Source organism: Janthinobacterium aquaticum, assembly GCF_009208565.1.
Classification (GTDB): Bacteria; Pseudomonadota; Gammaproteobacteria; order Burkholderiales; family Burkholderiaceae_D; genus Janthinobacterium.
Window position 1 is genome coordinate 184,682 of record NZ_WFLK01000009.1, and the last position, 19,275, is coordinate 203,956.

At 61.5% G+C, this 19,275-nt stretch carries 17 protein-coding genes; 10 read left to right on the plus strand and 7 right to left on the minus strand.

Translation table 11 applies throughout. The features are described from left to right. Window positions 1-17 precede the first annotated feature (17 nt). The 3 genes from GCM43_RS15750 (at window position 18) to GCM43_RS15760 (ending at window position 4,530) form a co-directional block, all read left to right on the plus strand. A complete protein-coding gene (locus GCM43_RS15750; protein WP_152245917.1) occupies window positions 18-3,227 on the plus strand; it encodes a DUF6701 domain-containing protein in 3,210 nt (1,069 codons plus the stop codon). A gap of 79 nt (window positions 3,228-3,306) precedes the next feature. Next, on the plus strand, window positions 3,307-4,005 hold the full coding sequence (locus GCM43_RS15755) for a dienelactone hydrolase family protein (protein WP_152245919.1): 699 nt from the start codon (window positions 3,307-3,309) through the stop codon (window positions 4,003-4,005). A 108-nt stretch (window positions 4,006-4,113) separates the two neighbouring features. Beyond that, entirely contained in the window at window positions 4,114-4,530 is a 417-nt protein-coding gene (locus GCM43_RS15760; protein ID WP_152245921.1) for an SRPBCC family protein, read from the plus strand. A 149-nt stretch (window positions 4,531-4,679) separates the two neighbouring features. On the opposite strand, the gene GCM43_RS15765 is transcribed toward GCM43_RS15760, so the two are convergent. Next, a complete protein-coding gene (locus GCM43_RS15765) occupies window positions 4,680-6,308 on the minus strand; it encodes a M28 family peptidase (RefSeq protein ID WP_152245923.1) in 1,629 nt (542 codons plus the stop codon). A gap of 133 nt (window positions 6,309-6,441) precedes the next feature. On the opposite strand from GCM43_RS15765, the gene GCM43_RS15770 reads away from it, so the two are divergent. The 3 genes from GCM43_RS15770 to GCM43_RS15780 all read left to right on the plus strand — a co-directional run bounded on the left by GCM43_RS15770 (window position 6,442) and on the right by GCM43_RS15780 (window position 11,556). Beyond that, complete coding sequence (locus GCM43_RS15770; protein ID WP_152246036.1) at window positions 6,442-7,326, plus strand: alpha/beta fold hydrolase; 885 nt, start codon at window positions 6,442-6,444, stop codon at window positions 7,324-7,326. A 221-nt stretch (window positions 7,327-7,547) separates the two neighbouring features. Further along, the gene (locus GCM43_RS15775) at window positions 7,548-9,692 is read left to right on the plus strand and encodes a DEAD/DEAH box helicase (RefSeq protein WP_152245925.1); all 2,145 of its coding nucleotides are present in this window, start codon (window positions 7,548-7,550) and stop codon (window positions 9,690-9,692) included. Window positions 9,693-9,915: 223 nt separating this feature from the next. Further along, window positions 9,916-11,556, plus strand: a complete 1,641-nt coding sequence (locus tag GCM43_RS15780) for a methyl-accepting chemotaxis protein (RefSeq protein ID WP_152245927.1) — start codon at window positions 9,916-9,918, stop codon at window positions 11,554-11,556. An 80-nt stretch (window positions 11,557-11,636) separates the two neighbouring features. Here GCM43_RS15780 and bamE read toward each other — a convergent pair whose 3' ends face one another. From bamE to GCM43_RS15800, 4 genes are all read right to left on the minus strand, one after another. Continuing rightward, window positions 11,637-11,927 carry an outer membrane protein assembly factor BamE domain-containing protein gene (gene bamE, locus GCM43_RS15785; RefSeq protein WP_193315635.1) on the minus strand — a complete coding sequence of 97 codons (291 nt, stop codon included), beginning with the start codon at window positions 11,925-11,927 and terminating at the stop codon, window positions 11,637-11,639. A gap of 8 nt (window positions 11,928-11,935) precedes the next feature. Continuing rightward, window positions 11,936-12,667 carry a hypothetical protein gene (locus GCM43_RS15790; protein ID WP_226929506.1) on the minus strand — a complete coding sequence of 244 codons (732 nt, stop codon included), beginning with the start codon at window positions 12,665-12,667 and terminating at the stop codon, window positions 11,936-11,938. Window positions 12,668-12,797: 130 nt separating this feature from the next. Further along, the gene (locus GCM43_RS15795; RefSeq protein ID WP_152245933.1) at window positions 12,798-13,148 is read right to left on the minus strand and encodes a nucleotide pyrophosphohydrolase; all 351 of its coding nucleotides are present in this window, start codon (window positions 13,146-13,148) and stop codon (window positions 12,798-12,800) included. Between the two features lie 6 nt (window positions 13,149-13,154). Further along, window positions 13,155-14,624 (minus strand): cytochrome P450, encoded by a 1,470-nt coding sequence (locus GCM43_RS15800; RefSeq protein WP_152245935.1) that lies wholly within the window; start codon window positions 14,622-14,624, stop codon window positions 13,155-13,157. A gap of 111 nt (window positions 14,625-14,735) precedes the next feature. On the opposite strand from GCM43_RS15800, the gene GCM43_RS15805 reads away from it, so the two are divergent. From GCM43_RS15805 to GCM43_RS15820, 4 genes are all read left to right on the plus strand, one after another. Next, window positions 14,736-15,605 carry a helix-turn-helix domain-containing protein gene (locus tag GCM43_RS15805; RefSeq protein ID WP_226929507.1) on the plus strand — a complete coding sequence of 290 codons (870 nt, stop codon included), beginning with the start codon at window positions 14,736-14,738 and terminating at the stop codon, window positions 15,603-15,605. A 106-nt stretch (window positions 15,606-15,711) separates the two neighbouring features. Continuing rightward, window positions 15,712-16,329: an AIM24 family protein gene (locus GCM43_RS15810; protein WP_152245937.1), complete on the plus strand. Its 618-nt coding sequence runs from the start codon at window positions 15,712-15,714 to the stop codon at window positions 16,327-16,329. Window positions 16,330-16,338: 9 nt separating this feature from the next. Beyond that, a complete protein-coding gene (locus tag GCM43_RS15815) occupies window positions 16,339-16,980 on the plus strand; it encodes an AIM24 family protein (RefSeq protein WP_152245939.1) in 642 nt (213 codons plus the stop codon). Window positions 16,981-16,983: 3 nt separating this feature from the next. Further along, on the plus strand, window positions 16,984-17,721 hold the full coding sequence (locus GCM43_RS15820) for an AIM24 family protein (protein ID WP_152245941.1): 738 nt from the start codon (window positions 16,984-16,986) through the stop codon (window positions 17,719-17,721). Between the two features lies 1 nt (window position 17,722). On the opposite strand, the gene GCM43_RS15825 is transcribed toward GCM43_RS15820, so the two are convergent. Together GCM43_RS15825 and GCM43_RS15830 are read right to left on the minus strand one after the other, a co-directional pair. Next, window positions 17,723-18,523, minus strand: coding sequence for an enoyl-CoA hydratase (locus GCM43_RS15825; protein ID WP_152245943.1), 801 nt, complete (start codon window positions 18,521-18,523; stop codon window positions 17,723-17,725). Next, complete coding sequence (locus GCM43_RS15830; RefSeq protein ID WP_152245945.1) at window positions 18,520-19,272, minus strand: DNA-formamidopyrimidine glycosylase family protein; 753 nt, start codon at window positions 19,270-19,272, stop codon at window positions 18,520-18,522. The genes GCM43_RS15825 and GCM43_RS15830 overlap by 4 nt, the downstream gene beginning before the upstream one ends. Between the last annotated feature and the right edge of the window lie 3 nt (window positions 19,273-19,275).

Here is a 19,275-nt window from a genome sequence, read left to right on the forward strand (position 1 = left end):
TTACCTGGTCGTCCATCGTGCGCATCCACCTCACTATCGCCGGTTTCTTCCTCCTGTTGTGTACCAGCCTGGTGCAGGCGGCCAATATCAATTTCAACGGCAATGACGTTGCTGGCTGTAGCCGCAGTGGCAATCAGTACACCTGTTCGTCATGGAACACGGTCGACCTGTACAACATCTCCAGCGGCAACAGCGTCACGGTCAATAGCGCTGTTTCGCTCGACTATAACCAGAGCCTGACCATGAGCGGCAGCGCAGCGCTGAACGTCAAAGGAAATTTTGGCAGCAATACCCCCAACTTCAAGGTCAGCGGCGGCAGCATTGTTGTTGATGGCGGCACCTTCAGTATCGGCTCACAGGGTGGCATGGAGATTGTTGCCAATATTACTGCCAGTGGCATCAAGCTTGGCGGCACGCCGGTCAAGGTGACGGGCAATCTGACGGCCAGCGGCGATATCGATATTTCCTATGGCTCCTCGATTTCCGGCAATATCAAGGGCGGTTCGGTCACCCTGAGCTCCAATACCACGGTGACCGGTTCGATCGTCAGCGACGGCACGCTCAGCATCAATACCAATTCCAGCGTATCGGGCACGCTCAAGGGCGGTAACGTCACGGTGGCTTCGGATGTCACGATCGGCAGCAGCATCACGGCCACCGGCAATCTCAATATCGGTTCGCGCACAGTGGTTTCGGGACCCGTCAGCGGCGCCACCGTGACCGCCAATTCGGATGCAAAAATTACTGGCGGCATCACGTCGCAAGGCGCGGTGAAGCTCGAATCGCGGGTCAATGTCACAGGTCCAGTCACCGGCACCGTGATTGACGCCAATTCGGGCGTGACCCTGACCGGCAATGTCACGGCCAGGGATTCATTCAGCCTGGGCTCGGCCAGCACCATGAAAGGCACCATCAAGGCGCCGGTAGTCAATATCCAGGCCTCAAGCAGCAAGCTGGAGGGCGATATTACTGCCAGCACCTCCTTGTCGCTCGGTTCGGACACCAAGCTTAAAGGCAATATCGACGCCGGCGAAGTCACGCTGGGCGCAACCGGTGCGTATATCGACGGCAATGCGCTGGTCAATCACATTACGCTGAACTGGGACACGCGCGTGATCAATACGATTACCTGCAAGGCGTTTACGCCAGCCGACCCCTGCAGCTGCGTGAGCAATAACAGCGGCTATCCTGCCGGCAGTGTCAATGGCCCCAAATGCGGCCCCGGCGTGCAGTCCGGCCCGCATCATTTCCAGATCACCCATCCGGCCGAGGCATTAAGCTGCGCGCCGCAAAAAGTCACCGTGATGGCCTGCGCCGATGCCAGCTGCAGTACGCCGTATACCAGTAGTGCCAAGGTGACGCTGACGCCTGGGGGTACGGGGGAAGTATCGATCGACTCCAGTGGCACTGTCGAGAGCACGGTCAGTAACTATGCCGGCGGCACGGCGAGCCTGAGCCTGACCAGCACGCCATCGACCACCGGCGCGCTGGTGTGCAAGAACAGCGTCAATGGCAGCAATACCAATTGCCAGATGAACTTTGCCAGCAGCGGCCTGACGATCAGCGGCGATCCGCGTTACGCCGAAGAATCGGGTGCGCTCAATATCAGTGCAGTGCAGGCCTCGAGCAGCAATCCGCAAGCCTGCGTGCCGTTGTTTGCCAATCTTGAAAAAACCATCAAGCTCAAATGCAGCTATGCCAATCCGTCTTCCGGCACGCTGCCGGCACGCTTGCTCAACAAGGACAATGCCTATGTTGCGCTGGCTGGCAGCGAGACCAGCGCCTGCAGTGCGGCCGGTGTCGATGTGATGTTGAAATTTGGCGTCACTGGCGTTGCCTCGCCGGCCATGGTGTATGCCGACGCGGGACAACTCGGCATAACCGCCACCTACACCTCAACGACTGGCGCCGACAAGGGCCTGGTGATGAGCGGCAGCGGCAATGTGATCGTGGCGCCCAAGAGCTTTGTCATGACACAGCTGGCCTCGCCGCAGCGCGCCGGCCTGGCCGTGCTGCCGGTCTCGCCGGCCACCGCCATTACGGTCTCGGCCCTCAATGCCAAAGGTGCGGTGACCCGAAATTTTGGCCGCGAGTCGACCGAGCAGAAAGTGATCCTGAACGGTACATTGCTGGCGCCGATTGTCCCCAATGCCAACAATCCGACGGCGATCGGCGCGCTCAATTTTGTGAACAACAATGGCGTCGCCACGGCTCCGGCAATGATCTGGCCCGATGTGGGACAGGTACAATTTTCCGCCAGCCTGCAAAGCGCTTATCTGGGCGGCACGCTGTCGACCACCGGCACCAGTGCCAATGTGCTGTTCATCCCCCATCATTTCACCACCGCATGGCTTGACCCCGGCACCGCTCCTGCCATGACGCCGATGGTGTGCGTGGCGCCTTTATCCTGCGTCAACAATCGCGCCGTCTATTCACGCCAGCCTTTTACGTTGAGCGTGACGGCGCAAAACGCTGCCGGCGCCACGACCGTCAATTTTGACAGCGGCTATACGGCCATCAAGGATCAACAAGTGCTGTTGCGCGGTGTCGATGCCGCTACGGGCAATACCAGCTTTCCACCGGCGACGCCGGCGGGCAGCAGCCTGACCGACGGCGCTGCGTCGCCGGCCAGCGTGAGCGCGATCACTGTGTCGGCCTTCAGCAAAGGCGTAGCTTCGCGCAATATTGCCTACAGCTTCCCCAATGCTTATGCCAATCAGCAGGCAACGCAGCCAGCGCTGGCGCCACCGACCGATATCGCGCTGCGCGCCAGCTACAGCAATGCTGGCCTGGTGGTGACCTCGGCGCTGGCAGACCAGGGCGTGGAAGGCAAGCTGACAATACTGACGGGGCGTATCCTGATGTCGCATGGTTACGGCTCTGAAAGATTGCCGATGCGCCTGCCGGTACAAGTCCAGTACTGGGACGGTAGTACATGGCGCACCAACCTTGGCGACAGCATCAGCGCCTTCAGCAGCAACCAGGTGGCGTTTGCCAACTGCACCAAGTCGCTGGTTTGTTCTGATCTGGTTGCCGCTGTTGCAAGCTATCGCTTCAATGCCGGCCAGTTGCCAGTGGCCGGACGCTTGAGCTTGCAGGCGCCAAATCAGGCTGGCAGCGTCGATGTGTCGGTTGTCGGCCTGCCGTATCTGCCCAGCACCATAGGTCGTGTGGTGTTCGGCATTGCCAAGTCCGGCCCGGTACTGTATTTGCGCGAGGTGTACTGATTGCGCTGTGCGAGGGCAGGCAGCGGAAAAAAACAGTAAGATGCTTTTCTGTTTGCCACCCCTCACAACTGGAGTCTTGATGGATATTACTACGCAGTGGATCGATATTGCCGGTGCCGAAGGCACCTTCCAGGCCTACCTGGCCGTGCCGCATGTCGGCAAGGGTCCGGGCATCGTGTTGTTGCAGGAAATTTTCGGCGTCAACGAGCATATCCGCTCGGTGGCTGAGCAGTACGCGGCCGACGGCTATGTGGTGCTGGTGCCGGATCTGTTCTGGCGCGAAGGCGCGCATATCGAACTGGGCTATGACGGCGAAGGCTGGAAGCGTGCCGTTGAACTGATGCAGCTGACCGACAATGAACACGCCGTGGCCGACGTGGCCGCTACCGTCAAGGCGCTGCGCGCACGCCCCGAAGTCGACGGCAAGATCGCCTCGGTCGGCTACTGCTTCGGCGGGCGGCTGTCGTTCCAGTCGGCTGCAGCCGGCCTGGTCGATACGGCGATTGCCTATTACGGCGGCGGCATCCAGAACAAGCTGGAGCTGGCCGATCAGATCAAGGTGCCGGTGCTGATGCACTTCGGCGGCCAGGACAGCCATATCCCGCCGGAAGCGGTGCAGAAGATCGCCGAGCGTTTTGAAGATCGCGAAGAAGTGGAAATCCATATCTATCCACAAGCCGAGCATGGTTTCAACTGCAGCCACCGCGACAGCTACAACCAGCGCGCCGCAGCGCAGGCGCATGGCAATTCGTTGGTTTTCCTATCGGAAAATCTGTAAATACCACAGTTGTTCCTGCTGCTCGCTCGGCAGCAAAGCCGCACGGGCGCTAAAATAGCGCCTGTGCCGGGCACCTCCGGCAAACCTGGATGAGGAACCGGATTAAAGATGGCCCAAGTAATTGTTTCTGTAACACTGGCAGCAAGCGCCGAGCGCGTGTGGGATTTTATTGGCGGCTTCCAGTCGCTGGCTGAATGGTCGAGCTCGATCAAGACCAGCTTGTCCGAACAGGGCGGGCGCGTGCGCCGCCTGAAGACCACGGACGGCGCCATTATCGCCGAGCGTCTGCAGAGCTTTAGCGAAGCCGATAAAAGCTACAGCTACACCATCGTCTCCGGTCCGATTCCGGTCAAAAACTACCGCTCCACGCTGCGCGTGAAGGGCGAGCCGGGCGGCGCCTCCTGCGTGGCCGAATGGTCGAGCGAGTTCGACGCCGCCGAAGGCGTGGAAGAGGTGATGATCGGCGCCTTCCAGCACCTGTATGAAACGGCTTTTGCCGATCTCAAGCGGATTATGGCGATTTAAACCCTAATGCCGTTAAACTTGCGCATATCACGTAGGTCGGATTAGGCTCCGAAGGGGCCGTAATCCGACAACATTGTTGGCGCCTGCGGTGTTGTCTGCGGGTGTTTGTCGGATTACGGCCTGCGGCCTAATCCGACCTACGCAGGGTTCTACCGCTTTACCTCTCCAAACGCCTCACCCTTGTTCCACGTCGGCATGGCCTTGTCGTTGGCCACTTCATAGCCGAGATTCAGCGTGAACTGCGCTTGCTGCACCATGCCCGACAGGTCCCAGGCCGGGTTGTATTCGTCCGTCAACTGGTGGTAGTCTTTCTTGAAGGCGACCAGGCGCGCGCTGGAACCTTGCGGGTCGTTGACGAAGTCGAACGAGCCGTCGCCCGAGAACACGGCCGAGCCCACGTTAAAGGCGGGGATGCCGGCCTTGGCAAAGGCAAAGTGGTCGGCGCGGTAGAACGCGCCGGACAGGTCGGGAATGGCGGGCGCCAGGCGCAGGCCCATGCGCTTGGCCACTTTGGCGGCGCTGGCGTAGAGGCTGCTGCGCTCGGCGCCGGCCACGCCGATATCGCGCGTCTTGCCGACAAAATTCATGCTGTCCAGATTCAGATCGGCTGCCGTTTTCGCCAGCGGCCATAGTGGTGCGCGCACATAGGCGTTAGCGCCCAGCATGCCGGTTTCCTCGCCGGCCGGCCACAGGAAAATCTGCGTGCGCCGCGCCGGGTGCTTGACGGCCACCTGCGCCATCGCCAGCAGCGCTGCCGCGCCGGACGCATTGTCGATCGCGCCGTTGTAGATATGGTCGCTCTGGCCGGCGCGCGTGCTACCTTCGTCGTCCTTGCCCAGATGGTCCCAGTGGGCCGAATAGATCACGGCCTGGTCTTTCAGTTTCGGGTCAGTGCCTGGCACGATGCCGGCCACATTGAACTGTTCGACCTTGCGGATGGTGCTGTCGAGCTTGACGTGCACGGTGGCGTCCAGCGCTACCGGTTTGAATTCGCGCGTCTCGGCCTGGGCGCGCAGGGCGTCGAGATCCTGGCCGGCGGCTTTGAACAGCGCGCGCGCCGTGTCTTCCTGCAGCCAGCCTTCCATCGCGTTACCGCTGCCGGCCAGGCTGAAGCGCTCATGGCCGAAGCCGTTGGCCGGCACGCTCCACGGATACGAGGCCGACTCCGTGGTATGGATCAGCAGCACGCCGGCCGCGCCCTGGCGCAGCGCCTCTTCATATTTGTAGACCCAGCGGCCGTACCAGGTCAGCGACTTGCCGGCAAAGCGGTTCGGCTCGGTAGCCGTCGGTTGCGGATCGTTGACCATCATGATCACCAGCTTGCCTTTCAGGTCGGCGCCCTTGTAGTCGTCCCAGCGCTCGTCGGGTGCGTTGATACCGTAGCCGGCAAACACCACCGGCGCATCGAACGCCACCTTGGGCTGGCCGTTGGAGGCACCAAACACGATGCCTTCACCAAACTTGGGCGCCAGCGTCTGGCCGCCGGCGCTGAAGGCAACGCTGCTGCCCGGCAAGGCCTTGCTGCCGACAATGGTCAGCCCCTGGCGGTAAGTGCCGTCCTTGAGCGGCTGCAGGCCGATCAGGGCAGCCTGGGTTTCCAGGTAGCGCACGGCCAGGTCGCCGCCGCGCTGGCCGGTGCCGCGCCCTTCGAGCAGGTCGTCGGCCAGGAAGGCCAGGTGGGCGCGCAGCGGCAGCTCGGCAACCACAGGCAGGGTTTGGGCATGGGCCAGATTGCCCAGCAGGGCCAGGCTGGCGGCGAGAACGACAGGTTTGAACATGACAACTCCAGAATGAAAAAAGCTAAATCAACTGCAATCTTACTCTACGGTCATGTTGCCTCAAGGTAGCGCGCGGCATGCGCAATGCAAACCGGGCCACAATAGGGCATCTGACATGAAACAGGAGAGCGGCATGATCGAAGTACAGCAAACGGGGCAGGAGCAAACCGCGGGCAACACTTTGCGCACGGCTGACGGCAGCACGCTTTACTACAAAGACTGGGGCAGCGGCGCACCGGTGGTATTCAGCCATGGCTGGCCGCTGTCGTCGGACGCCTGGGAAGACCAGATGTTTTTCCTGGCCAGCCACGGCTATCGCGTGATCGCGCATGACCGGCGCGGCCATGGCCGCTCCAGCCAGCCCTTCGAGGGCAATGACATGGATACCTATGCCGACGATCTTGCCGAACTGATCAATGCGCTTGACCTGCAGGGCGCCACGCTGGTTGGCCATTCGACTGGCGGGGGCGAAGTGGCGCGCTATATCGGCCGTCATGGCACCGGCCGCCTGGCCGGCGCGGTGCTGGTGGGCGCGGTGCCGCCGCTGATGCTGCAAACGCCCGACAATCCGCAAGGCTTGCCGAAAAGCGCGTTTGACGAGATCCGCACCGGCGTGCAGGCCAACCGCAGCCAGTTCTTTATGGACTTGAGCGAGAAATTCTACGGTTATAACCGGCCCGGCGCCAAGCCGTCGCAGGGAGTGCGCGATGCGTTCTGGCGCTTGGGGCTGCAGGCTGGCATGCCGGCGTCTTACCTGTGCATCGCGCAGTTTTCCGAAACCGACTTTACGGCCGACCTGGCCAAATTCGATATTCCCTCGCTGGTGATCCATGGCGACGATGACCAGATCGTGCCCATTGAGGCTTCGGCGCGTCGCACGGCGGAGTTGATCATCGGCAGCGAGCTGCTGGTCTACCCGGGCGCGCCGCATGGCCTTGCCACCACGCACAAGGACCAGCTGAACGCCGACCTGCTGGCTTTCCTGCGCCATGGCGGTAACGAAACGGCCTTGCCGTGAAGTTGCCTCAAGGAATTTGATCGCCGACTATGATATTGCTATCCATTCAATGTTGACGTCTTGTTGCACCAATTGCGTGCAGATCGCCGACTTTTATGCGTTTCAGGGCGTAAAAAACGGCGTTCTGCGCGTGGCTTTTACCCGGTGAGTGCCAGTAAAGAGTAAACTAGCGGATACACTCTTTCGCATTGGGCGATACGAGCGAACTTGTGAGTGATTTCATGTCCGATACACCAATTACCTTATTTTCCGACCTCAACCTGAGCGAGGCGCTGGTGCGCGCGCTCAAGGATGTCGGTTACGAAGCGCCGTCGCCTATCCAGGCCGCGACGATTCCATTGCTGCTAGCTAACCGCGACGTACTGGGCCAGGCGCAGACAGGCACCGGTAAAACCGCTGCTTTTGCCTTGCCGATCCTGTCGCGCATCGATCTGAAACAAAGCTCACCCCAAGCCCTGGTACTGGCGCCGACGCGCGAACTGGCGATCCAGGTCGCCGAAGCCTTCCAGGTATATGCCGCGCATATTCCTGGCTTCCATGTGCTGCCGATCTACGGCGGCCAAAGCTATGGCCCGCAGCTGTCGGCATTGCGCCGCGGCGTGCATGTCGTGGTCGGTACGCCAGGGCGCGTGATCGACCATCTGGACAAAGGCTCGCTTGACCTGTCCAAACTGAAAACGCTGGTGCTCGACGAAGCCGATGAAATGCTGCGCATGGGCTTTATCGACGATGTCGAACGCATCTTGCAGGAAACCCCTGAAGGCCACCAGACAGCGCTGTTCTCGGCCACCATGCCGTCGGTTATCAAGCGCATCGCCACCACCTACCTGGACAAACCGGCCGAAGTTACGGTGGCTGCCAAGACCGGTACGGCCGACAATATCCGCCAGCGCTACTGGCTGGTATCGGGCATGCACAAGCTCGACGCGCTGACCCGCATCCTGGAAGCGGAAGTGTTTGACGGCATGATCATCTTTGCCCGCACCAAGCTCGGTACGGAAGAGCTGGCCGGCAAGCTGCAGGCACGTGGTTTCTCGGCTGCCGCCATCAATGGCGATATCCAGCAGGCACAGCGCGAGCGCACCATCCAGCAACTGAAAGACGGCAAGATCGACATCCTGGTGGCGACTGACGTGGCCGCCCGTGGCCTCGACGTCGAGCGCATCAGCCACGTGGTCAACTACGATGTGCCGCACGATCCGGAAAGCTATACCCACCGTATCGGCCGCACCGGCCGCGCCGGGCGCAGCGGCGAGGCGATCCTGTTCATTACGCCGCGTGAAAAGAACTTGTTGAAAGCAATCGAACGCTCGACCCGCCAGCCGATCGGCATGCTTGAACTGCCGACCATCCAGGCCGTCAACGATGTGCGTATCGCCAAGTTCAAGGACCAGATCACCGAAACGCTGGCGCTGGGCGAACTTGAACAGTTCCAGTCGCTGATCGAAGACTACGAGCGCGAACAGAATATTCCGGCGATTGAAATCGCTGCCGCGCTGGCCAAGATGGCGCGCGGGAATGTACCGCTGCTGCTCGACAAGAAACAGCGCGAGCAATCGACCTGGCAGGACGAGCGTCCGGCGCGCCAGGACCGCTTTGAGCGCAACGACCGCCCGGAACGTGGCGACCGTTTTGACCGCAATGACCGTTTCGAGCGCAGCGAGCGCCCGGCCTTCCCGAAAAAGGAACGCATCGTGCGTCCGGCCGACGCCGGCATGCAGACCTTCCGTATCGAAGTGGGCCATCAGCACGGCGTCAAGCCGGGCAATATCGTTGGCGCGATCGCCAACGAAGCGGGACTCGATTCCAAGCATATCGGCCGCATTGAAATCTACGACGACTACAGCGTACTGGACCTGCCGGACAGCATGCCGAAAGAGCTGCTCGACCAGCTCAAAGGCGTGTGGGTCGCCGGCCAGCAGCTGCGCATCAGCCGCGACGGCGATGCCCCTGACCTGGCACCGGCTGGCGCACCACGCAAGCAGGCTGCCAAGGCAGCACCCGAGGCGTCGTTCAGTGCCCCGGCTGCCAGCGACGCGCCGCGCGCGCCGAAAAAGGAACGTGGCCGTCCTGCATTCACGACCTACCGCATTGAAGTCGGCCGTGAGCACGCTGTTACGCCGAGCAATATCGTTGGTGCGATTGCCAATGAAGCAAACCTGGAAGCCAAGCATATCGGCCGCATCGATATCTTTGACAATCACAGTGTGCTCGATCTGCCGGAAGGCATGCCGCCGGAAATCCTCGATCACCTGAAAACGGTATGGGTGGCTGGCCAGCAGCTGCGCATTACGCTCGACGACGGCAGCACCGAGCGCAAACCGCCTCCGCCACGGCCGAAAGCGCCGCGCAAGACCTACAAATAAAAACGGGTCGGTAACAATTGAAAAAGCGCCTTCGGGCGCTTTTTTTATGATTATAAAAAACAAATAAATTGCCATTATTAAAATTATTATTAAATAATTTAATGGTGATTATTGTATTTTTTTGATGTTGCTCATTAATCCCTGGCGATATGTCCTGCCACATTGATGTGGTATATTGTTTTTATAATTTTATTATGCTAATTAAAAAAACAAGGGGATGGTAATGCGGTTGAATACACCAGTCACGCAGCAGGAATATGTGCTGAATGACGGCATGACGATTGTTTCCACCACGGATTTGCAGGGGAACATTAATTACGCGAATCAGTATTTTATTGAGGTCAGCGGTTTCTCCGAATCTGAATTGCTGGGTGCGCCACAAAATATCCTGCGTCATCCCGATATGCCCGCCGAGGCGTTTGCCGACCTGTGGGACACTATCAAGACCGGCATGCCGTGGACCGGCATGGTCAAGAACCGCTGCAAGAACGGCGACTTTTACTGGGTGCTGGCCAATATCACACCCGTGATTGAAAACGGCCGCCCGATCGGTTATATGTCGGTGCGCACCAAGCCCACGCGCGAGCAGGTCGCCGAGGCAAGCGCGCTGTATCAAAGCTTCAAGGACGGCAACAGCGCACGCCTGGCGATCCGCCATGGCCGTGTGGTCGGGCAGGGCTGGACCGCCAAGCTGGCTGCCTTGCGCAAGCTGAGCCTGGCGCAGGACATTGCCTTTCACGCTGTGCTGTTTTGCGCCATCGTGGCCATGCTGGGCGCAGCCGTATGGGGCATCGATGGCAATACCAGCACGGTTACCCGCGCCTGGCTGAGCGGTGCGGCCGCCGTGGCGGTAGCGCTGATGCTGACCTTCTGGGCACATTTGCACACTTCGCTTGCCGTGCCGCTCAACGACGCCGTCAAGGTGGCGCGCAAGATGGCCGGCGGCGACCTGACGGGTGTGATTGAAAAAGTACGCGACGACGATATGGGCGAACTGATGTCGGCGCTGCGCCAGACCAATATCAATCTGCATAGCATTATTGGCGATGTGCGCGCCAATTTCGAGGATATCCGCGTGACCACGTCCGAGATCGCGACCGGAAATATGGACCTGTCGAGCCGTACCGAATCGCAGGCGTCGAGCCTGGAGCAGACGGCCGCCAGCATGGAGCAGTTGACGTCCACTGTGCAGAACAGCGCCGATCATGTGGACACTGCCAACAAGCTTGCCGCGCAGGCGTCCAGCGTGGCGGCCAGGGGCGGCACCATCGTCACGGAAGTGGTGACGACGATGGACGAGATCAGTAGCAGCTCGCGCAAGATTCTCGATATTATTGGCCTGATCGACGGGATTGCCTTCCAGACCAATATCCTGGCGCTGAACGCGGCCGTGGAAGCGGCGCGCGCCGGCGAGCACGGCCGTGGTTTTGCGGTAGTGGCCGGCGAGGTGCGCAGCCTGGCACAGCGCTCGGCCACAGCCGCCAAGGAGGTCAAGCAACTGATCGACCATTCGCTGGCCACCGTCAACGCCGGCACCGCGCTGACCAGCAACGCTGGCGCCACCATGACCGAAGTGATCGCCTCGGTAGCGCGCGTGACGGAAGTGATGGACGAGATCTCCTCGACCACGCGCGAGCAGAACCAGGGCATCGGCCAGGTCAATCAGGCGGTGATCCAGATGGACGGCATCACCCAGCAAAACGCCGCACTGGTCGAACAGGCCGCCGCCGCCGCGTCCAGCCTCGCGCAGCGCACCGACAGCGTGGCCAAGTCGATCAGCATCTTCAAGCTCAAGCCGTCGCCCAAGCGCGCCAGCGGAAAATCGGGGTCAGGTCGGCCAATGCTACACAAGCTCATCAGTTGAGCTGAAAGCTTTCATCGGTTGGCTTGCCTGCCAAGGCTGAGGCCGTGTAGCAATGGCCGACCTGACCCCGGTATTGCGGACTACTTCACCCGATACACCGCGCCGCTGCGCACCTTGCGGACCAGCCCGTCCGGGCCGAACCAGATGACATACTCGCCCTGCACGCCGCTGGCGTCGGGGTAGGTATACATCCATACGCTGTTGCCGTTGTCAAAACGAATCGCTGTACTCTCGCCCAATGTGGCGCGCACCAGTTCCTGGCTGCTGCCAACCTGTACTGTCTGCGACAGGGTCGCGTAGGGGACGTCCTTGCTGGCCTGCAGCGCGCGCGTGCCTGAGCAGGCGGCCAGCGCCAGCAGGATGGGCGTCATCAGCCATCTCATGGCGCCACCTCGCGCTTGTCGCCATCATCCATATAGTCAAATTCCAGCAGGGTATCGTCGGGCCAGCTGTTGTCCCACAGCGGCGCGTAGTAGCTGCGGTCGAGCAGCACCTGGCAGTCGCAATAAGGCAGCGAAGCGGGCGTCTGTTCGCCGCCGGCATACAGCATCTTGAACGGCAGATGGACTCGCCGCTCGCCATGCACCAGGGTCACGCCCAGCAGCGGCTTGTCGGTAAAGAACAGGTAGTTGCCGTCTGGCTGGGAGCAGACTTTATCGGTGCTGTAGAGCATGCTCGATAACCAGGAAATAATCGCCGGGTCGTTCGAGATCAGCCCGGAATCCATGCCGGCGCGGCATTCGAGGCGCAAATCGCCCAGGCGGCGCGTACCGGGCGGCAGGCCGGGGGTGATGACCTGCGCGCGCCAGCTCATGGAGCTGGCCTTGCGGTTGGCCAGCAGCACGGCGTCTTCGCGCAGTGCCTGCTCGTTGCGCACCGGGGCAAAACTGTTGTCTTCAGACAGGGGCAGCGGCACGCTGACCGTGTCGCCGGCAATACGCAGCTTGACGCCCTGCATGTCGACGTCCGGCTGGCGCGGCAGCAGACGAAAACGCAGCACGGCCTGCGGCGCCAGCGCATGGTCGCGCTCGAAGCGTTCCACGCCCTGCATCATCTTGCGATAGGACTTGTCGACCGGGTCGCGCGTGGCCCCCACTTTCACCTGTTGCACGCTGCTCTCCTGCGCCAGCACAGCAGGGGCGGGGCTAAGCAGTAGCGCCAGCATCAGTAATGGAAGAAATAATCGCATGGCGCCATGCTACTGCGTTCCCGGCAATGGCCTCGCACGGTTCAGTACCGGTTCAGTACTGTGTCGACTTGCGTGCGTCGCCGCGCACCTGATCGGCCGGATATTTTTCTGCGTTCAACAGCATTTTTTCCAGCACTGCCGCATGCAGGTCGACCCCGCTCTTGTCGGCCAGGCGCACCAGATACATCAGCACGTCGGCCAGTTCGTGGCGGATGCCGGTACGGGCCGCTTCAGTCAGTTCGGCATCGACGCCGGTGGCGAGCCACTGGTAATGCTCGACCAGTTCGGCTACTTCCACCGACAGCGCCATGGCCAGGTTCTTGGGCGTATGGAACTGGTCCCAGTCGCGTTCTTGCGCAAAGTCGCGCAGGCGCGCGCGGATATCAAGCAGGCTGTCAGTCATGTCGGTTCAAATCAGCGATGGTATCACCAGCCGGCTGGCCAGCCGCATCGACAGGCCCACCGGCGACATCACGAATTGCAGCAGTTCGCGCGCCTCGCCGCCATCGGGCGTATCGACGCCGGCAATATCGAAACTGCCCAGCAGCATGGCCATCGCGATCTTGATTTCCAGTAGCGCCAGGTAGCGGCCCGGGCAGGTGCGCAGGCCGGCGCCGAATGGCAGCGACGCGCGTTTGTCATCGTGCTGTCCGCTGGACTCGAGCCAGCGTTCCGGACGAAACGCCTGTGGGTCGGCAAAATGCGATTCCGACACGCTGTCATGGCGCAGCACGCACCATACCAGCGTGCCTTGCGGCACGGCCACATCGCCCACCACCGTATCGCGCAGTGCTTCAAGCGGCAGGAACGGTGCCACCGGTTTCAAACGCATCGCTTCGCTGGCGCAGGCGTTCAGATAGTCGAGGCTGTCCATCTGTTCGATCGAAAAGCTGGCCACGTCGGGCGCCACGCGCTGCACTTCCTCGCGCGCACGGGCCATCGCATCGGGATGGCGCTGCAGCAGATAGATCATCCAGGAAATCGTGTTGGCGGTGGTGTCTTCGCCGGCCAGCAGCATGGTCAGCACATTGCCGACCACGGCGCGGTTGTCGACGCCGCTGTCGGGCTGGTCGGCCGCCACAATCATCGCTTCGAGCAGGTTGGGCGGACGCGCGCGGCGCGCCTCATCCCGTGCCAGGCGCTCGCGTGCCTGCTGCACCAGCGTGGCCACGGCCGTATCGAGTGCGGCCACGTCGCGTTCAAGCCGGCGGTCCGATGGCAGCTTGACATAGCGCCAGTAGGGAATCATGGCAAAGCTGCGCCGCCCCACGGCGGGCAGGATGGCGTCCAGGTGGCGCTGTATCACGTCTTCGCCCGCTTCGAGCGTATTGACATCGCTGCCAAAGGCCAGTCCGGCAATGATATCGACCGTATAGCGTTTCAGATCGTCGTCGAGCGTAATGGCAGCGCCGTTTGCCGCAGCCTGCTGCCAGCGCCGCTGCAGCCGCTGCGCCACCGTCACCAGCGCCGGAAAGTAGGCCTTGACGGCGCCTGGCGCCAGGCCTGCCATCACCATGCGGCGCTGGTTGCGCCACTCGGCCCCTTCGGCCAGGAACAGGCCGGGCGTGCCGCCCATCTCCTCGGACACGATATAGCTCGACAGCGGGCGGCGGAAACCGTCAGGCCGGTCGCGCATGACGTTTGATACCGCCTCGCTGTCGGCCACGATCAGCACCAGTGTGCGGCCAAACCAGGCGCGCATGAAGGGGCCGTAGCGGCGTACCCAGCCTTCCACGTCGCGGTGGATGCGCGGCACGCGCAGTTGCAGGCTGTTGCCCAGGATCGGCAGCGCGAACGGGCCGGGCAGCTGGCGAATCTGGCGCAGTTGGCGAAGTTGCCCAGTGGCAGCAGGGGCGGCAGTTTGGTCGAGTGGCGGCATGCAGGACTCCGTGGCAGGAATAATGGTGACATGACTGTAGCGCCGTCTGCGCACCCTGTATTGAACGTATACGACATCGCGCAGGGAACAAAGTGCCGCTACAATCGAAGCATGCCGACCAACAACCAAGCCGCAGCACGTCCGATCACGCGCCTGATTGCGCCGCGCCTGGCGCTGGCCTCGTGCGTGCGCGCCTTCCTGGTGCGCGACACCACCGGCTGCGCGCCGCTGACGCCGGGACAAAGGCTGAACCGTTTCCCGGCCGCCCCCATGTGCAGTGTGGTCTGGACCATCTCGGGCGAGCTCGAGGCCGCAGCGCCTGGCCTGACGCTGGCTGACGTGCGCATGCCGTCTGTACTGTTCGGCGGGCCGCGTTCGCTGCCCTTGGTCAGCTACAATCCGGGCCCCGTGCACTCGTTCGTGCTGATGTTTTATCCGTCTGCACTGCATGCGCTGACCGGCATCGCCATGGGGCCGCTGCTCGACCAGTTCCAGCTGTTCGAGGTGCTGTTCGATGCCGAATGGCAAGCGCTGTCGCAAGCGGTGCTGGCTGCGCCTGACGATGAAGCGCGCGTGGCGCTGGTAGAGAGCTTTCTGGCACCACGCTGGCAGGTGGCGCGCCAGCGCGACGATCAGCCCGCCAGCGCGATCCAGGACTGGGTACGCCGTCTCGGTGTGCAGGCCGCGTCGAATGGCCTGGCCAGCGGGGCGCGCAATATCGAGCGGCGCATCAAGGCCTGGGCCGGCCAGCCGATGCGCACCTTGCTGCGCATGCGCCGCGCCGAACAGCTGTTCCTCGACGAGCGCGACGCCATGCTCAAGGGAAATATCTCGTGGTCCGACATCGCCGCCCAGGGCGGTTATGCCGACCAGGCGCACTTTTGCCGCGAAGTGCGCGATATTACCGGCCTGAGCCCGACCGAACTGGCGCGTGCCAGCCGCGACGATGAAAGCTACTGGATCTACCGCATCTGGTCCTAGGCGTACCCCCGCGCACGATAGCAATAGTGCTTGCATGGCATGAAAGGCAACGGTATCGTCTCGATCAGCCAGGGCGTTGCGCCGTGGCATTTTTGGGGAGTCGCGCGTGACCAGTTTCCGCAACAATACCGACCGCCTGCTCGAGGTGCACCTGCAAAATGAGAAAGTGCTGGCAATTGCCGGCGCCATGGTCGCCTACACGGGCAGCATCAAATTTGAAAAGTCCCTGCTGGGCGGCGAAGGCATCTTCGGCGCGCTCAAGCGCAAGGTCACCAACGAGGGCATGCAGCTGATGCAGACCTCGGGCACCGGCACCGTGTTCTTTGCCCAGGACGCTGCCGAGATCACCGTGCTGGCGCTGGCCGGCGAAAAGCTGACCATCGAGAGCAGCAGCTTGCTGGCCTATGACACCAGCCTGAAAACCGGCACCAGCTTTGCCGGGTTGCGCGGCGCAAGTTCAGGCCAGGGCCTGTTTTCCACCACCGTGGAAGGGCACGGCAATATTGCCGTCATTTCGCAGGGCAACCTGATCATGCTGGAAGTGACGCCGTCGACGCCGCTGCGGGTCGATCCGGACGCCTTTATCGGCTTCAAGGGCGATATCCGCCAGGAGTTCGTGTTCGACGTTAACTGGCGCACCATGATCGGCCAGAGTTCGGGCGAATCGTACCAGCATAAATTCACAGGCAACGGCGTGGTGTTTATCCAGCCGGCCGAACGTTAGGAGCGCGCCATGCCTGTCTATCAGCAGATCAATGAAAAAATGCTGCAGGTCACACTCAGCAATGAAGAGGTGTTTGCGCGCAAGGGTGCGATGGTGTCCTACCAGGGCGACGTGCAGTTCAGCCGCTCGTTCCTGGCCGGGCAGGGCGTACAGAGCCTGGCCATGCGCGCCGTCACCAGCGAAGGCTATGCACTGATGCTGGCCAAGGGCAGCGGCAGCGTCTACTACGCGCAGGGCGGCCTGTTCGTGACCATCATCCCGGTACGCGGCGAAACGCTGTATGTGGAAAGCGACAGCCTGTTGGCGTTTGACGCGCGCCTGACGGCCGGCACCATGTTTCTTGGCAACCAGGGCGGCATCCAGGGCATGGTGCGCGGCGCCGTGTCGGGGCAGGGCTTGTTTACCACCACTTTGCAGGGTACGGGCGAAGTGGCGATTTTGTCGGACGGTAACGCAATTGGCCTGCCGGTCACACCCGATGTACCGGTGTTTGTCGACCCGCAGGCGTATATCGGCCATGTCGGGCAATTGAGTTCCAGTATTGTGACCGACCTGAACTGGAAGACCTTTGTCGGCCAGGCGTCTGGCGAGTCCTATCAGGTGAAATTCATGGGCCAGGGCACGGTCTATATTCAAGCAAGCGAAAGGTAAGCCATGACTGTCTACAACCCCGCCACCTTGCCGAAAAACGATAACCTGAACCGCTTTTCGTATGTGATCGACGTCAAGGAACAGATTTTCATTCGCAAGGGCAAGATGATTGCCTTCTACGGCGAGCTGCGCTTTGAAGCCATGGGCAGCAGCGTGCTCGACCTGATCGTGCGCACCGCCTTCAATGCGCCCAAGTATGTCCATCACTTCGTGGTGGCGCACGGTAATGGGCAACTGATTCTTGGCGACAACGGCAACGACCTGGCCTGCTATGACCTGGACAACGCCAACATGACCATCCGCGCCCAGAATCTGCTCGGTTTTACCAAGGATGTCGTCTGCCAGGAATCGACCCTGCCCGGTTATCTGACCATGATCGGTACCGGCAAGGTGATCGCCTCGTCGAACGGCCCCGTGCATTTCCTGGAATTGCCATGCCGTGTCGACGAGCAGGCCGTGCTGGGCTGGGCCGATTGCCCGAGCCCGTCGTATCACTACGACTACGCGCATGTGCAGGGCTGGGCTTCGGCGGCAGGCGCGCTGACCGGCTTTACCTTGTCCGGCGAGGAAAAGCAGATCGACTTTACCGGTGCCGGTACGGTGCTGGTTCAGTCGTCCGAGCTCAATACCGAAAACAGTTCGACCCTGTCGCATCTGCTGTCCCAGTTGCCGATGCTGGGCAAGGATGAACTGAGCAAGCTGAGCTTGTCGGCTCAGCAGCAGATGAAGGAAGAACGCTAGTTCATTGCGGCCGCTGCCACTGCGGCGGCCGTTTCTCCAGGAATGCCGAAACGCCTTCGCCGGCGTCTTCTTCCATCATGTTTTTCGCCATCACTTCACCCGCATAGGTATAGGCTTCAGCCAGCGCCATCTGCCGCTGGCGGTAGAACATCTGCTTGCCATAGCGCACCGCTGTCGGGCTCTTGTCCATAATGCTTTGCGCCAACAGCGCCAACTGGTCGTCGAGCGCATCGTCGGCCACCGCCTGGTTGACCAGTCCCCAGTCCGCCGCCGTGGCTGCATCGATAAAGCGCCCCGTGACCAGTATCTCGAAAGCGCGCTTGGCCGAGACATTGCGCGACAGGGCCACTGCTGGCGTGGCGCAGAACAGGCCCACATTAATGCCCGAGACGGCAAAGCGCGCCGACTCGCCGGCAATGGCCAGGTCGCAGCTGGCCACCAGCTGGCAGCCTGCTGCCGTGGCAATCCCATGCACGCGGGCAATCACCGGCACCGGCAATTCCTGGATCGTGCGCATCACGCATGAGCACTGCGCAAACAGCTGCTTGTAATAGTCGAGTTCGCGCGTGGCCTGCATTTCGTGCAGGTCGTGGCCGGCGCAAAATGCGCGACCCTCGGCCGCCAGCACCACGCAGCGCACGTCGGGATCGTCTGCCAGTGCATCGAACTGGGCCTGCAAGGCCGCCAGCATGGCTTCGGACAGGGCATTGAACTGCTGCGGCCGGTTCAGTCGCAGCGTGACCAGGCCGCCGGCATTGCTGCGCAGAACCAGTGGGGCGTCGATATGAGTTTCCGTATTCATGCTGTCTCCTTGTGTTCGTATTGTTTCTGGCAACGCGTGCAGAAAAAACTGCGCCGCTGTGTCTTGCCCAGGCTGGCCTTGTGCAAGGCAATATGGCAGCGTGGACAGATTTTTTTGGCATGCGCCAGCCAGTGCGCCTTGAGCGTATAAGCCTTTTTCCATTCAAGAAAGTCAAAACTGTATTGCCGTGCTTCCTGCACCAGCGCGCGCAGCTTGGGCGCCGGCAGCGCGCCGATGGTCGAGAGCGGATGGACGCGTATGCGAAACAGCACCTCGTTCTTGATGATATTGCCTACGCCGGCAAAAATATCCTGATCGAGCAGGGCGTCGCACACCAGCATGTCGGGCCTGGTGCGCAGTTTCTTGCGCGCCAGCGCGGCGTCCCACTGAGCGTTCATCACATCGCCGCGCCAGTCGTAGACGGCGTCCAGATCGGCGTCGACCGGCTTGACCGAACAGGCATAGAAATTGAGCTCGTCGCCATCGTCAAACGTCAGTTGCAAACGTGGTACGGCATCCTTGCGCTCGTTGATGCGGTAGCTGCCGAACAGCAGGAAATGGATGCGCAGCGACAGCGTGGGCAGGCGCAGCAAAAAGTGCTTGTCCCAGCTGGCTACCTGCAGCAGCGGCTGACCTTCGAGCGCGGCCATGTCGATGGTCTTGCTGTTGCCGCTGGCGTGCGCAATAGTCTTGCCGGCAAACGGCTCGGCCAGTTCGCGCAGGATCACGATCGATGGACCTTCGGGCATGCT

Coding starts and splice junctions, on each gene's coding strand:
- GCM43_RS15780 (WP_152245927.1), top strand. CDS start 9,916: ATGCGGTTGAATACACCAGTCACGCAGCAGGAATATGTGCTGAATGAC.
- GCM43_RS15775 (WP_152245925.1), top strand. CDS start 7,548: ATGTCCGATACACCAATTACCTTATTTTCCGACCTCAACCTGAGCGAG.
- GCM43_RS15795 (WP_152245933.1), bottom strand. CDS start 13,148: ATGACTGACAGCCTGCTTGATATCCGCGCGCGCCTGCGCGACTTTGCG.
- GCM43_RS15760 (WP_152245921.1), top strand. CDS start 4,114: ATGGCCCAAGTAATTGTTTCTGTAACACTGGCAGCAAGCGCCGAGCGC.
- GCM43_RS15820 (WP_152245941.1), top strand. CDS start 16,984: ATGACTGTCTACAACCCCGCCACCTTGCCGAAAAACGATAACCTGAAC.
- GCM43_RS15825 (WP_152245943.1), bottom strand. CDS start 18,523: ATGAATACGGAAACTCATATCGACGCCCCACTGGTTCTGCGCAGCAAT.
- bamE (WP_193315635.1), bottom strand. CDS start 11,927: ATGACGCCCATCCTGCTGGCGCTGGCCGCCTGCTCAGGCACGCGCGCG.
- GCM43_RS15815 (WP_152245939.1), top strand. CDS start 16,339: ATGCCTGTCTATCAGCAGATCAATGAAAAAATGCTGCAGGTCACACTC.
- GCM43_RS15765 (WP_152245923.1), bottom strand. CDS start 6,308: ATGTTCAAACCTGTCGTTCTCGCCGCCAGCCTGGCCCTGCTGGGCAAT.
- GCM43_RS15770 (WP_152246036.1), top strand. CDS start 6,442: ATGATCGAAGTACAGCAAACGGGGCAGGAGCAAACCGCGGGCAACACT.
- GCM43_RS15805 (WP_226929507.1), top strand. CDS start 14,736: ATGCCGACCAACAACCAAGCCGCAGCACGTCCGATCACGCGCCTGATT.
- GCM43_RS15755 (WP_152245919.1), top strand. CDS start 3,307: ATGGATATTACTACGCAGTGGATCGATATTGCCGGTGCCGAAGGCACC.
- GCM43_RS15830 (WP_152245945.1), bottom strand. CDS start 19,272: ATGCCCGAAGGTCCATCGATCGTGATCCTGCGCGAACTGGCCGAGCCG.
- GCM43_RS15800 (WP_152245935.1), bottom strand. CDS start 14,624: ATGCCGCCACTCGACCAAACTGCCGCCCCTGCTGCCACTGGGCAACTT.